At 62.6% G+C, this 18687-nt stretch carries 12 protein-coding genes; 10 read left to right on the plus strand and 2 right to left on the minus strand.

Features of this window, described 5'->3' with window-relative positions; all coding sequences use genetic code 11:
- Positions 1-20: 20 nt before the first annotated feature.
- The 4 genes from AC3A4M_RS02525 (at position 21) to AC3A4M_RS02540 (ending at position 8230) form a co-directional block, all read left to right on the plus strand.
- Positions 21-557, plus strand: a complete 537-nt coding sequence (locus AC3A4M_RS02525) for a hypothetical protein (protein ID WP_498733755.1) — start codon at positions 21-23, stop codon at positions 555-557.
- Positions 554-1840, plus strand: a complete 1287-nt coding sequence (locus AC3A4M_RS02530; RefSeq protein ID WP_498733756.1) for a CpaE/TadZ family protein — start codon at positions 554-556, stop codon at positions 1838-1840. Before AC3A4M_RS02525 ends, AC3A4M_RS02530 begins: the two co-directional genes overlap by 4 nt.
- A gap of 77 nt (positions 1841-1917) precedes the next feature.
- The gene (locus tag AC3A4M_RS02535) at positions 1918-6750 is read left to right on the plus strand and encodes an NAD-glutamate dehydrogenase (protein WP_498733758.1); all 4833 of its coding nucleotides are present in this window, start codon (positions 1918-1920) and stop codon (positions 6748-6750) included.
- A gap of 1 nt (position 6751) precedes the next feature.
- A complete protein-coding gene (locus tag AC3A4M_RS02540; RefSeq protein WP_498731321.1) occupies positions 6752-8230 on the plus strand; it encodes a sensor histidine kinase in 1479 nt (492 codons plus the stop codon).
- Between the two features lie 63 nt (positions 8231-8293).
- Here the strand turns inward: AC3A4M_RS02540 and AC3A4M_RS02545 are convergent, their stop codons facing one another.
- Positions 8294-8542 (minus strand): WhiB family transcriptional regulator, encoded by a 249-nt coding sequence (locus AC3A4M_RS02545; RefSeq protein ID WP_026818945.1) that lies wholly within the window; start codon positions 8540-8542, stop codon positions 8294-8296.
- A 262-nt stretch (positions 8543-8804) separates the two neighbouring features.
- Here AC3A4M_RS02545 and AC3A4M_RS02550 point away from each other — a divergent pair, with 262 nt between their 5' ends.
- Positions 8805-9227, plus strand: a complete 423-nt coding sequence (locus AC3A4M_RS02550; protein WP_498731322.1) for a hypothetical protein — start codon at positions 8805-8807, stop codon at positions 9225-9227.
- A gap of 12 nt (positions 9228-9239) precedes the next feature.
- On the opposite strand, the gene AC3A4M_RS02555 is transcribed toward AC3A4M_RS02550, so the two are convergent.
- Entirely contained in the window at positions 9240-13169 is a 3930-nt protein-coding gene (locus tag AC3A4M_RS02555; RefSeq protein ID WP_498733761.1) for an FtsK/SpoIIIE domain-containing protein, read from the minus strand.
- Between the two features lie 190 nt (positions 13170-13359).
- Between AC3A4M_RS02555 and AC3A4M_RS02560 the strand changes: the two genes are divergently transcribed.
- The 5 genes from AC3A4M_RS02560 to AC3A4M_RS02580 are packed head-to-tail and all read left to right on the plus strand — an operon-like array spanning position 13360 to position 18686.
- Positions 13360-14649 (plus strand): nucleotide sugar dehydrogenase, encoded by a 1290-nt coding sequence (locus tag AC3A4M_RS02560; RefSeq protein WP_498733764.1) that lies wholly within the window; start codon positions 13360-13362, stop codon positions 14647-14649.
- Positions 14650-14708: 59 nt separating this feature from the next.
- Positions 14709-15347 (plus strand): acyltransferase, encoded by a 639-nt coding sequence (locus tag AC3A4M_RS02565; RefSeq protein ID WP_498731325.1) that lies wholly within the window; start codon positions 14709-14711, stop codon positions 15345-15347.
- Positions 15348-16442: a DegT/DnrJ/EryC1/StrS family aminotransferase gene (locus AC3A4M_RS02570; RefSeq protein ID WP_498733767.1), complete on the plus strand. Its 1095-nt coding sequence runs from the start codon at positions 15348-15350 to the stop codon at positions 16440-16442.
- 3 nt (positions 16443-16445) lie between these two features.
- Positions 16446-17471: a Gfo/Idh/MocA family protein gene (locus AC3A4M_RS02575; protein WP_498733769.1), complete on the plus strand. Its 1026-nt coding sequence runs from the start codon at positions 16446-16448 to the stop codon at positions 17469-17471.
- Between the two features lie 6 nt (positions 17472-17477).
- Positions 17478-18686, plus strand: coding sequence for a glycosyltransferase (locus AC3A4M_RS02580; RefSeq protein ID WP_498733771.1), 1209 nt, complete (start codon positions 17478-17480; stop codon positions 18684-18686).
- Position 18687: the final 1 nt, after the last annotated feature.

The raw sequence follows: 18687 nt of genomic DNA on the forward strand, positions 1-18687 counted from the left end.
TTCTGGTTTCAGTTGCCTCCGTGACGGCGTTGCTGGGGAACGCGGACAAGACGGTTGAAATGTTCGCGGCCAGGGACGACATCAGTGTCGGCCAGAAAATAACTTCGGACGAATTTTCCATCGTGAACGTCAGACTAGGCGAGGTCGAGCAGACTTACCTCAGTGCGGAAACCGGCATTCCTGAGAATGCGGTCGCGACAACCTTCATACGCAAGGGAGAGCTCATCCCGGGGGCCAGCTTGGGCACAGCCGACGCTTTGGACCGGAAGCCGGTCGCGCTGACCATCGACAGTGTGCTTCCCGAGGGCGCTGGAGCGGGGGCTAGAGTGGACGTTTGGGTCGCCATGCCTGACGGCAGAAACGGCTTCAGCCCTCCTGAAAGACTCTTGGAAAGTGCCGAAATTTCCCAGCTTACAGAGACAGGACCTGCGCTCGGATCCGCGCAAATAGACCAGCTGCATGTACTGGTCACAGATGAAAAAATGCCGGGCTTGCTTAATGCCCTGTCTAACGGTGCACGGATCAACGTGGTCCTAAACCCCGGCAGCGGTTCATGAACATCCCCGTTATTACATACGGCGACACGTTTACTGACTTCGTTGGCGGGTTGGAACGACTGCATGGTCCGGTAACTGTTGTGCGCAGGTGCGATGCCCTCGCTGAAATGATTGCTGCCTGCCAGACTGGGCTCGCCCGTGCCGCAATTGTTGCCGGCGACACGTCCGAGCTTGGCATCGGCGTCCTGGAGCGGCTTCACAGCTCACAGGTTGCCGTCGTCGTGCTCACGGACGATGAAGGGGAGCGCCGGCGATTCGATGCACTGGGGGTTGCCCACGGACCGGTCTTGATGGAGCCTTTGCAACTGGCCGACCTTATCGCCGAAGCCGTCGCGAATATTCCCGTAACAGGCACCCAGGTGGCGGACTATGCCGACCCGGCCCACGCCCTGTTGCCGGTCGAGATCCCGGACGACCAACCCGCTGATCTGTCAGCCGGCGGTCAGGTTATCGCTGTCTGGGGGCCAGCGGGCGCGCCCGGCCGAACGACGGTCGCGGTGAATCTGGCGGCAGAATATGCGGCATCAGGCAAGACGACGATTCTGATCGATGCCGACACCTATTCTGCGAGCGTAGCGGCGTTTCTCGGCCTGATGGACGAATCCGCCGCCTTGGCCCAGGCCTGCAGGCTGGCAGATCAGGGCATCCTGGATGGACCGGCCCTGGCACGGATAAGCGTCAAGGTAGCGGTACAAGGGGCGCACCTCCAGGTGCTGACAGGCATCACAAGGGCCGAGCGGTGGCCGGAACTGCGGTCCGGAGCCATTGCCACGATAATAGGGCTGGCCAGATCTCTCGCGGACTACACCATCATCGATTGCGGTTTCTGCCTCGAGGCCGACGAAGAACTCAGCTTTGACACTATGGCCCCACGCCGCAATGGCGCGACCCTTCGTTGCCTCGAATTAGCCGATACTGTCTTTGCAGTCGGAGCTGCCGACGCCGTTGGAGTCCCGCGACTGGTCCGGGCGCTTGCAGAAATTGAACAGGCTGTTCCCAGTGCTGCGCCCCGTGTCGTCCTGAACAAGGTGCGTGCATCATCGATCGGATCGGCGCCCGTTGACCAGCTCCGGCACTCCTGGGAGCGATTCGGCCCCGTCAAAGAGGTGCAGTCATTCCTGCCAGCCGACTTCGATGTCGCGGACGCGGCATTGCTCAGTGGCTCCGTATTTCTCGAAAGCGCCCCGGATTCACCCCTGCGGCACGCTATCGCACTGCTGGCTGGTCGCGACCTGCCTGTCCGCCGTAACGGTTCGCGCAGACGCAGGCGCCTCAAAGTGTAGTTTTAGTCGGCTGGCGTTAGGCTTGCAGGTGTGGCCGCAATGGGGCGGCCTTGGACCACCTATCGGAGGCGTTTTTCATGTCGTCAGGATCCAGTGCTACGGATCTTTCCACATCAGGCAAGCATCCCGGGGACTTCCTCGGGAACTATTACGAGCACCTGGCTGCCGAGGATGCTGCAAGCTATAGCGGCGACACTTTGGAAACCCGGGCCATGGCGCATCGAGAGCTCGCACTGAGGCGGCCCAGCGGGCAAGCAGTCATCGGCATTCGCAACGAACGTAATTCCAGTGTCATCATGATAGCGACCGATGATATGCCGTTTCTGGTCGATTCAGTGACAGCGGAAATTGTGCGCCAGGACCTGGCTATCCGGATGCTCATGCATCCCACTTTTATTGCCATTCGTGACCGGACCAGCCACGAACTCGTAGAGCTCAAACGCGTACCGGCTCACCTGGGTGCCTCCAGCGGCGACACCGCCGCGCTGCCGAATCTCGCCGAGTTCATCGCCACGGGTGACAAAGCCTCGCACATTGAGTCTTGGATTTCAGTTGAGACTGTACGTATCTCCGGCGACGAGCAGGCGCGGCAGGTCATTGAGGGAATCCGCAAGGTGCTGGGTGACGTACGCGTCGCTGTGGAGGACTGGTCTTCCATGCGCAGCCGAGTCAGGCAGATTGCTGCATCGCTGGATTCTGTTGCCGGCGCCGAAGAGATACCTGACCTTGACGAGGCCAAGGAGCTCCTGGAGTGGCTGGACAACGGAAACTTCACTTTTCTGGGATACCGGGAATATGACCTTGCCAATCAAGCGGGGGAGGACGTGCTGTTGCTGCGCGAGGGCACTGGTCTCGGGATTATGCGTGAACTGCCAGAGGACCGACATGTCCAGCATCTGACAGAGGAAGGCCGCGCCCGCGCCCGCGAGAAGCGCGCATTGGTCATTACCAAGGCGAATTCACGTTCCACGGTGCACCGGGCGGCTTACCTGGACTACATCGGAGTCAAGAGCTTTGATGCTCAGGGCAACGTCAACGGTGAGCGCAGATTCATCGGCCTTTTTGCCAGCAGCGCTTACAACCGTTCAGTGCGCAGCGTTCCCATCGTGCGCGAAAAGGTCGACGCAGTACTCAAACATTCCGGTTTTGCACCCGACTCGCATTCGGGCAAGGACCTGCTGTCCATTCTTGAGTCGTACCCCCGGGATGAGATATTTCAGATGGGTACCCAGGAACTGGCGGACATCGCCATGGGCATCCTGCGGCTCCAGGAACGCCGGAGGACCCGGCTCTTTCTCCGCCAAGACGTGTACGGGAGGTTCGTTTCGGCACTGGTCTACCTGCCGCGCGACCGTTACACCACAGCGGTACGACTGCGGATGCAGGACGAACTGCGCAAGACCTTCGAAGCGAAGGCCATTGACTATGAAGCTCGGATGACTGAGTCTTCCTTGGCACGGTTGTTCTTCCGCATCAGGCTCAGACACGGTTCGGAAGTGCCGCAGATCGATGTTGCAGACCTTGAGAAGCGGCTGGCGGCTGCGGCACGGTCGTGGTCCGAGGGCATCGATCAGATTGTACGGACAAAATTTGACGGCGAGGAGGCCGAGAAGCTTTCGGCGAAGTGGGCCGAAGCGTTCCCTGCCAGTTACCGGGTCGATTACGAGGTCGAGGATGCACTCGAGGACATCGCGCGCTTCGAGAGCTATAGCGAAAAGGCCGACGTAAGCCCGATCATGCACGTGTACATTCCTGCGGATGTGCGGACGAAGGTCGAAGACGCCCGGCTCAAACTCTATTTGCCTGAGCCGCAGTCACTGAGCCAGATTCTGCCCGTCTTTCAAAACCTCGGCCTGGAGGTTTTGGACGAACGCCCATTCGAGATCATCACGGCCGACGGCGAGGATTTCTTCCTTTACGATTTGGGCCTGAAGTATCCGTCAGAGGTGGACCCGCTCGCCACCGGCGGGCTCGTGCAGGATGCCTTTGGCGCCGTTGTCACAGGGCGAAGTGAATCCGATCGGTTCGATCGGTTGGTCGTGCAGGAACGGGTGCCTTGGCGAGAGGTCTCGATGCTGCGCAGCTACGCCCGTTATGTGCGGCAGTTGGGCTATGCAGGTTCGTATAGTTTTACCGCCGATACCTTGCTTGCAAACCCGGCGGTAGCCCATGCGTTGATCTCGTTGTTCAAGGTCCGGTTCGATCCCGACATGGACGAGGATTCCCGTGCTGCTGCCCTCGAGCAGGCGCGCGCTAGCCTTGCCGACGGGCTTCAGGCTGTTCCGACTCTGGACGCGGATCGCGTGCTTCGGACGCTGGCCAACGTCATTGAGGCCACTTTGCGGACCAACTACTTTCAGAACAAGCCCTACGTGAGCTTTAAACTGCGTCCGGAGGCCATCGAAGGAGCACCGTTCCCGCGGCCGAAATTCGAGATCTGGGTTTACTCACCGCAGGTCGAAGGGGTCCACCTGCGCTTCGGCGAGGTCGCACGTGGCGGCCTTCGGTGGTCCGACCGCAGGGAAGACTTCCGCACGGAAATCCTCGGATTGGTCAAAGCGCAAACGGTCAAGAATGCTGTCATCGTACCGACCGGTGCAAAGGGCGGCTTCTATGCCAAGCAGTTGCCTGACCCGGCAAATGACCGAGCTGCTTGGATGGCAGAAGGCCAGTCGAGCTATCGGACATTCATCCGTGGTCTGCTCGATATCACAGACAATCTTGTCCGGACGCCTGCGGGCCAGGAGGTTGTCCCACCCGAACGCGTTGTCCGTCTAGATGGGGATGATACGTATCTGGTTGTTGCGGCAGACAAAGGCACCGCGAGCTTCTCCGATATCGCCAATGAAATATCCGCAGAGTATGGTCACTGGCTGGGGGATGCATTCGCCTCCGGGGGCTCCGTCGGTTATGACCACAAGGCCATGGGGATTACCGCTCGCGGTGCATGGGAATCGGTAAAGCGCCACTTCAGCGAGCTGGGCATCGATACTCAGCAGGAGGACTTCACGGTTGCCGGTGTCGGGGATATGAGCGGCGACGTCTTCGGCAACGGCATGTTGCTCTCGAAGCACATTCGCCTCGTGGCAGCCTTCGACCATCGTCACATATTCCTGGATCCCAATCCTGACCCGGCATCGTCCTACACCGAGCGTAAGCGTCTGTTCGAACTGCCCCGGTCGTCCTGGGCAGACTACGATACGTCACTGATCAGCGCGGGAGGAGGCATCTATTCTCGATCCATCAAGTCGATTGAGCTTTCTCCGGAAGTCCGTCAGGCTCTAGGACTGAGTGAGAGCGTGACCGCAATCAGCCCGCCGGAACTACTGCGCGCTATTCTGCAATCCCCAGTGGATCTGCTGTACAACGGTGGCATCGGTACCTATGTCAAGGCATCCACAGAATCCAACGCGGAGGTCGGAGACAAGGCCAACGACAACATCCGGGTCAACGGAAAAGATCTGCGCGCCAGGGTCGTCGGCGAGGGCGGCAATCTTGGGATGACCCAGCGTGGCCGTATCGAGGCGGCTCTCAACGGAGTCATCCTGAACACTGATGCCATCGACAATTCCGCTGGTGTGGACTGCTCGGACCATGAGGTCAACATTAAGGTCTTCGTCGACCAACTGGTGGCAGCGGGCAAACTGCCGGCCGCAGAGCGCACGCAACTTCTCCAGTCCATGACCGACGAGGTCGGCAGGCTCGTGCTTGAGGACAACATCGACCAGAATGTCTTGCTGCTCAATGACCGTCAACGTGTTGTCGAGTGGAGTCCGAGTTATGAACGGCTTATGGATTGGCTGGAAAAGACAGCCGATCTCAACCGTGAGCTTGAGGCACTGCCGACCACCGGCGAACTCCACGAGCGCATCGACAAAGGCAAGGGTCTGACATCGCCTGAGTTGTCGGTTCTCGCCGCATACGCCAAAATCGAACTGACCCGCGCGCTGACTCTTAGCAATCTTGCCGACGATCCGTACTTCGACAAGGTACTTCGCGGCTACTTCCCGATCCCGCTGGTCGAGCGGTTCGGCTCGGACCTCGCCTTGCATCCGTTGCGGCGTGAAATCATCGCTACGGTAGTCGCCAACGACATGATCAACATGGGAGGCATCACTTTTGCCTTCCGGGTGATGGAAGAGACTTCCGTTGACGAAGCTGCTGTCGCCAAAGCGTTCGTGACGCTTCGCGAGATCTACGAACTGGACGAGCAGGTGGCTCAACTGAACCAGCTACCAGCCAATTTCCCGACCGAGGTCTGGTCGACGATCCATCTGGACATCCGCAGGCTGCTCGACCGGGCAGTGCGCTGGTACGTCAACCATACCGACAGCGCCACTCCGGTCGGCGAAGGCATTGCGGCCTTCAAGCCGCTGATCGATCCGCTTCGGACCAAGCTGGTTAAGTACCTGCGTGGCAATGACCTGGAGCGAGTACAGGAGTGGCGGCAGCAGGGCGAGCAGTGGGGACTTCCCGAGACGATCGCCCATCAGTGGGCCGAACAGTTCGAAAGCTTTGGATTGCTGGATATAGCACGAATTGCAGTACGCGTTGAGGAGCCGGTCGATACCGTCGCCCAAATCTACTACACGGTCTACGACAGGTTCGAAGTCGACGTCCTGCTAAACCGCATTACCAAACTGCCGCGCGAAGACCGGTGGCAGGCACTGGCGCGTGCTGCGATGCGCGATGATCTCTATTCGACCATCACGGATATGACGCTTGCCGTCATGAATAGCACAGAAGCGCATCTTGATGCCGATGACCGGATGCAGAAGTGGGTTAATGCCAATTCCGAGAGCATAGAACGAGCAAAGAAGATGTTCGAGGAAATCAACCAGCTGGAGCATGATGACATGGCCTCCCTATCAGTCGCCCTGCGACTGATGCGTTCGACTGTACGGAGCTAATTTGGCCATCTTTACGGACCCGATAAAGGATTATGCAGATTTTGGGCCGGGGGACGCGGAGTGGCTCCACCTTTTGGTGGGGGATTGGCAGCTAATCGCCGATCTGGCGTTCGCCGATCTGGCGTTGTGGTTCCCAACTCCCGACGGCGGCTACGTGGCATTGGCGCACGTCCGGCCGTCAACAACGCACACCGTCTTCCACAGCGACTTCGTGGGTGAGCGTATCCGGGCGGATCTGAAACCTCTGGTTGACGCTGCCCGTGAATCGCAGGTCATTGAGCGTTCTGGCGAGACCAACTGGACCACTGAGATGGCCATGCGGGTCGAAGCCGTGCCGATGGTGCGTAATGGCAGGACGTTGGCCATAGTCACTTCCCATATGGATCTGTCGAGCTCCCGGATGCCGTCCAGGCTGGAACTGACCTATCGGCAGTGTGCTTACGATCTGCTACACATGTGCACGCTCGGCCTATGGCCCGATTTCGCTTCACCCACGGGGTCCCGCCGAGGTGCTCCCCGTGTCGGCGATGGACTCATTCGTATGGACGCCGAGGGAATCGTTGAGTACGCCAGCCCGAACGGCGTTTCAGCCTTCCGAAGGTTAGGCGATGTGGAATCTTTGGAAGGCCGGTCGCTGGCCGAGATCACGACGGGGCTGCTCAAAGACCGCCGGATGGTCGACGAAACGCTTCCGCTGGTCGTCACGGGACGGATGCCGTGGCGGACTGAAATTGAATCACGCGGTGTAACCCTGACCCTTCGGGCCATTCCTTTGCGCAATGAGCAGGAGCGCTTCGGCGCGCTGGTGCTTTGCCGGGATGTCTCGGAGCTGCGGCGAAGGGAAATGGAACTGGTCTCCAAAGATGCGACGATCCGGGAAATCCACCACCGTGTCAAGAACAACCTGCAGACCGTGGCCGCACTGCTCAGGATGCAATCACGGCGGATGGTCAGTGAGGAAGGCAAACAGGGGCTGGAGCAAGCCATGCGTCGTGTTTCCACTATCGCCTTGGTGCATGAGACATTGTCGCAGGGGTTAGCGCAGAATGTGGATTTCGATGAGTTGATCGGGCGGCAGTTCCGGCTTTCGGCGGAAGTAGCCTCACCTACCCAGACGGTCAGCACCGAACGCAGCGGCGATTTTGGCGAACTGCCGAGCGAATTCGCAACGCCGCTCGCGCTGGTCATCAACGAGTTGGTGACAAACGCCGTCGAGCATGGCTTGGACGGCCGGACGGGCACGGTCTGGCTGACGGCTCACCGGGAGCCAAGCGACGCGGAGACGGAACTCCTCAAAGTCACCATCGCCGATGATGGGGTCGGGTTGCCCGAAGAGGCCAAGAGCGACGGCCTCGGTCTGCAGATTGTGCGGACACTGGTTACCAGTGAGCTGGGCGGAACCATTGAATGGAGCCCGAGAGAGGGCGGTGGAACGTGCGTCAACATTGAACTGATCCTTGACCCTACGATCCCTCGTTGAGGACTCCGGGCATGGAAGAGGCCGCCACCTTTCGGTGACGGCCTCTTACCTAGGCACTGCGATTCAGGAAGCGCGGCGGGCCCTTGCGGCCCGGCGCTTGAGAGCACGGCGCTCGTCTTCGCTCATGCCGCCCCAGACACCGGCATCCTGACCGGACTCAAGCGCCCACTGGAGGCAAGTGTCGATCACGGGGCAGCGCCGGCAAACGCTCTTTGCTTCCTCGATCTGGAGCAGTGCCGGACCGGTGTTTCCCACGGGGAAAAACAGCTCCGGGTCCTTGTCGAGGCACGCCGCGCGGCTACGCCAATCCATGCTGATCACATACTCCTTTTAAATGGGGTCCGGTGGAATTCTCTTGTGAAAACGTTCACGAACGGACTCATAGTAAAGGGGGCTCTGATGGCCCCCGTTCGCTTCAGATCAAGAGTTTCACGTTAAATCCGTGTAAACAAGGGGTTCTGCTGACTTAATCGTTCAGAAACGTGAGTCATTCATCACAGGCTTGATACGATGCCGCTTTTGCTCTGATTTACGGCAACGGCTGAGTACCGACTATCTAAGGTAGGGTGCCTATGTGTCAATACCTACGGCCCCTTCAGCACCTGCCAAACGTCCGATTGCGATCATCGTTATCGCTGGAATTGTCGTTCTGGAGGCACTGGCACTTTTGGCAGTCGCTGGGTGGTTCGTCTACGGCTTGCTGACGCAAACGCCGACCTCCTTCGGCGGAGCCGTGTTCCAACTCGTGCTGTTGGTGCTCCTTGCCGGGTGGCTTCTGGCCGTAAGCCATTTTCTTTTTCGCGGCTACCGGTGGACGAGAGCGGCAGCCCTGGTGTGGCAGCTGTTCATCATTGTTATCGCGGTGCCGACTCTCTCCGGAGGATTGGTCGGCCCCGGGCTGGCGTTACTGTTGCCGGCCGCCGCGGTGATGCTGCTGATATTTACCCGTCCCGTGACGGACTTCCTGACCAAAGGCGCGGCACCGACGGCCCTGTAGCTGGGACCTGCCTCAGTCCGCGAAGGCTATTTGCAGCGCCACGTTCCGGCCATGCCGCATTGACCAAGCCCGCCCTGGCGGGGACTGCGCCTGGTCAAGCCGCATCCCGAAAAAATCACCGTCGCTCGGAGACTGCGGCGAAAGCACCATTCCTGTTCCGGCGACCCGCGCCGCGGAGACCAACGGAATCTGCTGCAACAATGCCGGGCCGGGAACGGCGGTCACAACCGCGGCAGCGCCGGCCGCGACCAGCTCAGCGAGGCGCCGCTGTGCCGTCGGACCAAACCTGTGGGCGTTATCGACGAGCATCAAGGCCCCGGGTTCCCTGATATCCAGCTCCTCCCAGAACCGCTCTGGCTCAGTTCCGGCAGGCGGCCAATGGCACCGGAACTGCCCTGCGGACTGGCGATTCAGAACCTGGAGTAAGTTGGATTTGCCGCTCCCGGCTCGACCGAGGACCAGCAACGCCTCTCCGGGGACTATCTTCATGAGCGATGCTTCCAGCTCATCGCCTTCGACACCGATGACGAGATGCTTGTCATCGGGCAGGATGGCTTCCGGCAGGTCAGAGAGGCCGATGCACGCAGGCAGCGGCTCTACCTTGAATGGGCGGCTTCGAGGCGGCACTGGAGGAAGGCGGACGCCGGCGGCCAGCAACTGGCCAACGGCCGCGGATTTAGCGCCGATCCGTCCTTGGACCAGGGCTCGGCCGGCAACGAATTCCATCGGCGGGAGCTTCGGCCACGCCATGAGGTTCTCCGGGCTACTGCCGGCCGGAAGGAAGAGCTTGTTACCCAGCAGCCCGAAATACCTCCCCGTCAAGAGTTCCCGTTCTCCGGACATCACCAGGATGACGGACGTCCTGCCGCCGTCCCTGGCAATGTCCTGTACACACTCCTCTGCCCAGGCCAGGCGGCTGTTCCGAAAGGCAGAGGCCCAACGGCCCCACCCGGTGACAAGGACAACCAGAGGCATTGGGGCGGGTTCAGCCCCAATGCGTCCGGCAGCCGATACGCGACCCAGACGGTCAGCCACCACATCTGAGAGCTTGCGCAGGAGGCGTGCGGCACGTTCGACATCTTGCGGGCCGGCGTAAGCCCCGGTCCGTCCGGCGCCTGCCGATGCAACCAGAGAACCATCCCCGTCAAGTACGTAGCAATGGCGTTCCGGATCTCCGGCGAGTAGGGACGCGGACAGAGCACCGACCACCTCCCGGGCTCCGCTGCCGTCCACTCCGACGATCACTAGATGTCCGTCCTTCTCGGGGTGCCATCGGAGAACGCGCTGACACTGTTCCTCCGGGAGATCCAGCATTCCCAGAGCGACGTCGCCAGTGCCAGCACTCCCGGTTAAGAGATCTTCCGGAACGATGACATCCGGCAACGGGGGCGTCAGTTGGCGGAGGGGTCCGGGCAGCTGCGCCGCGGCAGCGGCATCGCGCAGTTCCTTGACGAGAGTCTTGGCAGGGTCAGGGTCAGGAGACCACGTCTGCCGGCCAGTAAGGTCACCTTCACCATCCTCAACAGGCAGACCGTTTCCCCGCTCAAGCCAGTCCTCAAGTCGCATCGCCCAAAAGTTTGTCCCGATGCTGCGAACCGTCGCTGATGCTGACTGGAATTCGTACGGTACTCCTGAACCGGTCCTTAGAAAGGCTCGTCCCGGTAAACCGACATCGATGGCGGCCGCGGCAGATGAGTCGATCACATCGGAGGATTCCAGCGCTGTCTGCACGCGCAAGGCGATCGCCGTCGTGACGTTGGCCCGGATATCGGAGGTGATGGCGCCCTGCGGCCGCTGTGTTGCCATTACCAGGTGGACGCCGAGCGATCTTCCCAACGCCGCTATTCGCATGAGTTCCGGGACTGCCCGCGGTACCTCGTCGGCGAGCATCCGGAATTCATCAATGACGACGACGAGCCGCGGCAGTACGCTGGGCCGGCATTCGTTGATGTCGGTTGCCCCTAAGCCGGTTAATTCCGTTTCACGCCGCTGGACTTCGGCCCGTAGCCAGATGAGGGCGCGGTTGACGTTCTCCGCCGATAGATCGGTCAGGAGGCCGATGCTGTGCGGTAAGTCCGCGAGCAGCCCGAGCCCTGCTCCACCTTTGAAATCCACCAGGAGGAAGTGCACCTTCTGCGGTGGGTGCCCGTGCGCCAGACCGAGGACCAGCGACCGAAGCAGTTCGGATTTACCTGATCCGGTAGTACCGGCGACGAGCAGATGAGGACCGTCAACGGTCAGGTCAAGTTCCAGCGGGCCGTACTCGCCGACGCCCAGTACGGTGCCCAGCCCGTGTACCGCAGCGTTGGCCGCCCATCGTGGCCCCGGGAAAGTCTGCGGTAGAAGGGATTCCAGCGCACACGTTTCCGGAAGCCCAACCAGCGCCGCGTCGGTGCCGGGCAGTACGGCGGCCGCAGACAAGCGGGCGAACCGCTCCAGGGTCTGGTCTGAAACGAGATCCGGCAAGAAACCATGACGGTCCGCGGACTCATGCAGCAAGCCCTGATGGAAAGACAGTTCGATCCGTAGGCCGGCATCGGTTCCGCCTGCGAACCAGAGGACTGCTGGCCGGTTTTCAAGTCCCTCCAGGACAGACGCGGCTTCATCCGGCCTGCCGGCGATCAGGACGACGGCTTCTTCCGGAGCGGACTCCAGCAGTTTGGCAAGCGCATCCGGACGGCTGCAGAGTGTTGTGCTCGGGAGGAAACGTGCCGCTGCCGGAAGTGACTGTGGATCGCCGAAGCAGATCACCCGAAACCGGGCACGAAGAGCCCGGGCACCCAGCTGCAGCAAACAGGAATTTAGCATCCGGTGCAGCGCACGACTGCTGCCGCTGAAGACGATGTTGCGCTCCGCCAGCAGATCCAAGGCCAGCGGCATCCCAGGCAGGGCCGGCAGCTCTCGGCCTTCTGCACCGGCAGGAAATTCGACCTTCGGCGCGTCTTCTGTTGTCCCGAGTCGGAGCCACAGGTGCTCCGGCATCGCCGGCGTGACGGGAGGTGGCTCGTTTAGGAGCAGGCCGTACAACAATCTCGCCGGATCCGGTGCGCTCAGAAAGCGCCGCGCGACATCATGTGCAACGGCCCGGTCCAAGGCCGCTTTGAAGCGTTTGCGCTGTGATTTTCCTGCCGCATGGGGAATGGCTGCCGTCAGCAGGGACAGGGCGCTGAACGCGAGGAAGAACCACATCCCGGTCAGAAGAGCCAGGGCCACGCCTGCTACCAGCGGGAGCCCCGCCAGTAGCAGTGTCATTTTTCCTCGACCCTCGGGCGCACGTGCATTAACCGGCACCGGTGCGGCGAGGTCCTCATCAGGGGTGAGCGGTTCGGGCGGTTCGCTGCCGACCCACAAAGAGAGCCTGCTGTTGCCAGCCGCGATAACCATCCCAGATGTCAGCGCCGCAGATTTCCGAGCGTTTCCATCTACCTCGATGCCGTTGGCCGACCCGACATCCGATATACGGATCTCGCGCTCCGTGATGCTGAGCAATGCATGCTTTCGCGACAGCGCCGGGTCATCGATGCCCACGGGGCAGCCGTCCCGGCCGATTGAATGGTTTCCTCGCGGAAGTTCAAAAATCCGGCCGGAGTCCGGCCCGCCCGTTACCGCCAAAGTGAGGCCAGACGCGGCACCTGAGGCACCTGCACCGGGAGCGTCCGAAGCGGACAACCGATGCCGGGGGCGGAACGCAGCCGCGCCGCTGCAGACCACAACGGCACCGTTTACCAGCGGGAAACTATGGGGCATCAGGCTTTCCAAGGGCTCGCCGCCAACGCTCAGCACCAACTGCCTACTCCCGAGCTGATCCCGCAGCCACTTCGCCAAGACGCTCCCTGACGAGGTTCCGCTGCTTTCGATGACGATTTCGCGATGGTCGGCAATCCAGCGCGTAGCCGATTCGGGCAGACCTTCTGCGGCAGCAAGCGTGAGGTGCAGGGGCATCGGCTTTCCTTGACGGCTGGCGTGACGTTCACCAGCACCATAGGCCGCGGGGCGCGGCTTGCGCTTGCTTCGTGCACCCGCCTGTGGATAACCAACGTTCAATCCGAAGCACCGGGCCAAGTAGCGATACGCTTGGACGTGGGCCGCCGTACGGCGGGAAATTCAAGAGATGAGAAAAGGTTCCCCTCTGGTGAAGATAGCTGTCGTAGCTTTGGGAAAGATCGGTCTGCCGCTGGCTGTCCAGTTCGCATCCAAGGGGCACGAGGTTCTCGGCGTCGACGTCAACACCGACGTGGTGGCGAAGATCAATGCCGGACAGGAGCCGTTTCCGGGCGAGGCACACCTGCAGGAAAAGCTTGCCGAACTGGTTCCTTCAGGCCGGCTGCGGGCCACCACCAGCTATGCCGAAGCGGTACCGGAGGCAGACGCCGTCGTCCTGGTGGTTCCCTTGTTCGTTGACGAGCAGGCCCGCCCTGACTTCGGCTGGATGGATGCCGCGACGGACGAACTGGCACGGCATTTGCGGCCCGGCACGCTGGTCTCCTACGAAACGACGCTGCCGGTCGGCACCACCCGCACCCGGTGGAAGCCGATGCTGGAGGAAGGATCCGGGCTGAGCGAGGGTACGGATTTCCATCTGGTCTTCTCCCCGGAACGGGTGCTGACCGGCCGGGTGTTTGAGGATCTGCGCAAGTACCCCAAGCTGATCGGTGCCCTGTCCGAAGCCGGTGCTGCCAAGGCTGCCGAGTTCTACGAAGCTGTGCTGGACTTCGACGAGCGTCCGGATCTGGCCCGGCCCAACGGCGTCTGGGATTTGGGCTCCGCCGAGGCGTCCGAGCTGGCAAAGCTGGCCGAGACGACGTACCGCGATGTCAACATCGGGCTTGCCAACCAGTTTGCGCGCTACGCGGCCACGGCCGGGATCGACATCTACCAGGTGATTGAGGCCTCGAACTCGCAACCCTACAGCCACATCCACCAGCCCGGCATTGCCGTGGGCGGGCACTGCATCCCGGTGTATCCGCGGTTGTATCTGTGGAATGATCCGGAGGCCACCGTGGTCCGGGCAGCCCGCGAGGCGAATGCCGGCATGCCCGATTACACCATCGGGCTGCTGGAAGGTGCTTTCGGCGATCTGGCCGGCGCGCGCGTCGTCGTACTTGGTGCTGCCTATCGGGGCGGGGTGAAGGAAACGGCGTTCTCCGGTGTGTTCGGTGCGGTGGAGGCGATTACGGCCCGCGGCGGCAAAGCGCTGGTGCACGATCCGCTCTACAACGACGAGGAACTGGCGCAGCTGGGCTTTGCGCCGTACCAATTGGGCGAGGCGGCCGACGCCGCCGTGGTGCAGGCCAACCATGCCGAATACCGGGATCTCGGACCGGCGGACCTGCCCGGCATCAGGGTTTTCATCGACGGCCGGCGCGTTAGCTCCGCTGAGCAGTGGCCCGGCGTGACCTACCGTGTGATCGGCAAGGCCTGAGCGCTTGCGCATGGTCAAGATAACGACGGCGGCCGGCACCGTCAGGGAAGGAATCACCTGTGAGCTTCATCGCTGAGACAGCGGACGTCTCGGACCGCGCCCGGCTGGGCGACGGAACCAAGGTCTGGCATCTGGCCCAGGTCCGCGAGGACGCTGTGCTGGGGACGGACTGCATCGTGGGCCGGGGCGCCTATATCGGCACCGGCGTCGAAATCGGGGACAACACCAAGATCCAGAACTACGCCTTGGTCTACGAACCGGCGCGGCTGGGCCGCGGTGTCTTCATCGGCCCGGCCGTGGTGCTCACCAATGACACCTACCCACGCTCGGTGGGCCCGGATGGTTCCCTGAAGAGTGCCGATGACTGGACTCCGGTGGGCGTGACCATCGAAGACGGCGCCTCGATCGGTGCCCGCGCAGTGTGTGTTGCCCCGGTGACCATCGGGCAATGGGCAACCGTCGCCGCCGGCGCCGTGGTGACCAAGGACGTCCCGGCGTTCGCGCTGATGGCCGGCGTTCCGGCCAAGCGGATCGGCTGGGTGGGCCGCGCCGGCCACCCGCTGCGGCAGAACGACGGCGGCGACCCGCTTTCGTGGGTCTGTCCCGAGACCGGGACAACCTACATTGAAGACGGCGGAACGCTGCGGGAAACCGGATCCGCCGGACCGCACGCGGCCCCGGCAAACGAGGAGAACTAATTGAGCAAGGACTTTATTCCGGCTGCCAAGCCGATCGTCGGCGAGGAGGAACGGGCGGCCGTCGACGCGGTGCTGGTCTCGGGCATGCTGGCGCAGGGCGCTGAAGTTGCCTCTTTTGAGCAGGAGTTTTCGTCGGTCCTGCTGGACGGCCGCGCCGCGGTCGCGGTGAACTCCGGTACCTCGGGACTGCATCTGGGGCTGCTGGCGGCCGGCATCGGTCCGGGCGACGAGGTCATCGTGCCGTCCTTCACCTTCGCCGCCACGGCAAACTCCGTTGCGCTGACCGGGGCAACTCCGGTTTTCGCCGATATCGAACCTGACCATTACTGCCTGTCCGCGGCGGCTGCCGAAGCGGTCCTGACCGAGCGGACCAAGGCCATCATGCCCGTCCACCTGTACGGGCATCCGGCCAACATGGATGACCTCGGCGCCCTGGCCAGCTCCCGCGGGCTTGCGTTGTTCGAGGACGCGGCCCAGGCCCACGGCGCCGCCCTGCACGGCAAGAAGGTCGGCACCTTCGGCACGTTTGCCATGTTCAGCCTGTACCCGACGAAGAACATGACTTCAGGCGAAGGCGGGATGGTCTCCACCGCTGACGACGACGTCGCGCGGCGGCTGCGGCTGCTGCGGAACCAGGGCATGGAACGCCAGTACGAGAACGAACTCGTCGGCTTCAACGCCCGGATGACCAATCTGCATGCCGCTATCGGGCGGGTGCAGCTGAGGAAGATAGTCGGCTGGACCGAACGCCGCCAAGCCAACGCCGCGTTCCTGACCGGCAACCTCGACGGAGTGGGCACGCCGGCCGTGGCCGACGGCGCCGAGCATGTCTACCACCAGTACACCGTCCGGGTGGCGGCGGGGGAGCGGGACCGTTTTGCGGTCGCGTTGAAGGAGGAATACAACATCGGTTCCGGCGTGTATTACCCCATTCCGAACCACCGGCTGCCGTCCTTCAACCGGGACGCGGACCTGCCGCACACCGAGCAGGCCTCGCGCGAAGTGCTCTCGCTGCCGGTCCACCCGTCACTGGACGCCGAGGATCTGGACCGCATCGTCACCGCGGTCAACGCCCTGGCCAAGGCAGGTGCGTAGGCGATGGCCAAACTGCGGGCCGGCCTGATCGGGCTGGGCATGATGGGCCGCCACCATGCCCGCGTGCTGGCCGAAACCGACGGGGTTGAACTGGTTGCCGTGGCGGATGCTTATGGGGACCCGCATGGGGTGGCGGCGGACGTGCCGCTCCGGAACACTGTGGAGGAACTCATCGCGCACGGGCTGGACATGGTGGTGTGTGCGGTGCCTACGGGGCTGCATGAAGAAGTCGGCCTGGCCCTGGCCGATGCGGGCATACATACTCTGATCGAGAAGCCGATCGCCTCCACCGTCGACGGCGGTCTGCGCTTGGCCGAGGCCTTCGAGGCCAGAGGCCTGATCGGTGCCGTCGGACATATCGAGCGTTACAACCCCGCACTGCAGTCACTGCGTGTGCGGTTGGAAAACGGCGACCTGGGCACTGTCTACCAGATCGCCACCCGCCGGCAGGGGCCGTTTCCGGCGCGGATTGCCGACGTCGGAGTGATCAAGGATCTGGGCACACACGATATCGATCTGACGGCCTGGCTGGCACAGAGCGACTACCAGTCCGTCAGCGCCCGCGCGACCACCCGGTCCGGACGCGAGCACGAGGATATGGTCGCGGCCACCGGACAGCTGGCCAACGGCATCATTACCAGCCACCTGGTCAACTGGCTTTCGCCCATGAAAGAACGCATCACGGTTGTCACCGGTGAGCGCGGATCCTTCCTCGCCGATACGCTCACCGCTGACCTGACCTTCTACGAAAACGGCACGATCAGCACACAGTGGGACTCCGTGGCCAACTTCCGCGGCGTCTCCGAAGGCAATGTCACCCGCCTGGCCATTCCCAAACGGGAGCCCCTGAAGGTGGAACACGAGGCCTTCCGCGACGCGGTGCTGGCCGCCCGCGGAGAATCCGCGGCGGCCCCGGAAACGCCGGCCGCGCAGATCGTCACCATGCGCGAGGGGCTGAACACCCTGCGCGTCGCCGAAGCCATGGTGGACTCCAGCCGCGAGGCCAGGACCATCCGGCTGCAGGACTGACCGGGCGTGCGTATTCTGGTCGCGACGCGGATCTATGCCCCGGAAGCGGGGGCCGCAGCCTACAGGCTTGCTGCTACCGTCCGGGCACTGGTCGAAGGCGGGCATGAGGTCACCGTGCTGACCACCCGGACCACGGGGAATTCCGGCAGCTCCGCCCGCGGTGCTGCTGCGGCCGGACGTGCGGCGGGTATGCCTGCAGCACGGGAGGCGCGGCTGCAACGCTGGCCGGTTCTGCGCGATAAAACCGGTGCCGTCCGAGGCTACGTGCAGTACGCCAGTTTTGATATCCCGCTGTTTTTCCGCCTGCTGGCAGCACGGAACTTCGACGCCGTGCTGGTGGAGCCTCCTCCCACCACTGGCGTGGTGGTCCGCGTGGCCTCGTGGCTGCGGCGCCGGCCGTACATATATTTTGCCGCGGATGTCAGTTCGAATGCGGCGGCTGGTATCGGCGTGAATCCGGTGGTCGTCAAGGTGCTGCGCGCCGTGGAGAAATGGGTGCTTTCCGGGGCGGCGGGAGTGCTCAGCGTCTCGTCCGGTGTCAGCGATGCCGTTCATGAACTGACGGACGGCCGTGCCGCCGTGACCGAAGTCGGCACGGGAATCGACACGGATACCTTTGCACTGCAGGTGTCGGAGCGGCAGGAAGCGACGGCTGGTCCGGCAACGTTCGTTTACGCGGGCACCATGTCCGAGATCCAGGGTGCCGGCGTTTTCGTGGACGGCTTCCTGAAGATTCTGGACAGCCATCCCGAAGCCCGGCTGTTGATGTACGGGCAGGGCGTGGAGCTTGGAGAGCTCAAACGCAGGGCGGCGCCGGCCGGGAGGCGCATCCGCTTCATGGGTGTGGCCGGCGGTGAGGAGATAGCTGCAGCGATGAGCCAGGCAGCAGCCGGACTGGCCTCTGTCCGGCCCGCACGGGGCTATGATTTTGCGTTCGCCACCAAGGCCTTCGCGAGCCTGGCCTGCGGCGCACCGGTCATCTACTCCGGTGTAGGCCCGCTGCGCGCGATCGTCGCGGAAAATTCGTTGGGACACAGCGTCGACTGGGACGCAGGAGCCGTGGCAGCTGCCATGAGCGAAGTGTTGGAGCAGCCCGCGGACCAGGGCGAACGCCGCCGGCTGTCGAGCTGGGTAGAGCAGAATTACTCACTGCGCAGCGTCGGGAACCGCGCGGCTGATGCTGTTGCCTCCGTAGCAGGACGGGGCCGGAACTGAA

It is taken from the genome of Arthrobacter sp. Soil_C_60 (assembly GCF_057656375.1).

What these genes read in the sequence shown, in the direction of transcription:
- AC3A4M_RS02530 (WP_498733756.1), top strand. Translation starts at nt 554, where the DNA reads ATGAACATCCCCGTTATTACATACGGCGACACGTTTACTGACTTCGTT.
- AC3A4M_RS02575 (WP_498733769.1), top strand. Translation starts at nt 16,446, where the DNA reads ATGGCCAAACTGCGGGCCGGCCTGATCGGGCTGGGCATGATGGGCCGC.
- AC3A4M_RS02535 (WP_498733758.1), top strand. Translation starts at nt 1,918, where the DNA reads ATGTCGTCAGGATCCAGTGCTACGGATCTTTCCACATCAGGCAAGCAT.
- AC3A4M_RS02545 (WP_026818945.1), bottom strand. Translation starts at nt 8,542, where the DNA reads ATGGATTGGCGTAGCCGCGCGGCGTGCCTCGACAAGGACCCGGAGCTG.
- AC3A4M_RS02555 (WP_498733761.1), bottom strand. Translation starts at nt 13,169, where the DNA reads ATGCCCCTGCACCTCACGCTTGCTGCCGCAGAAGGTCTGCCCGAATCG.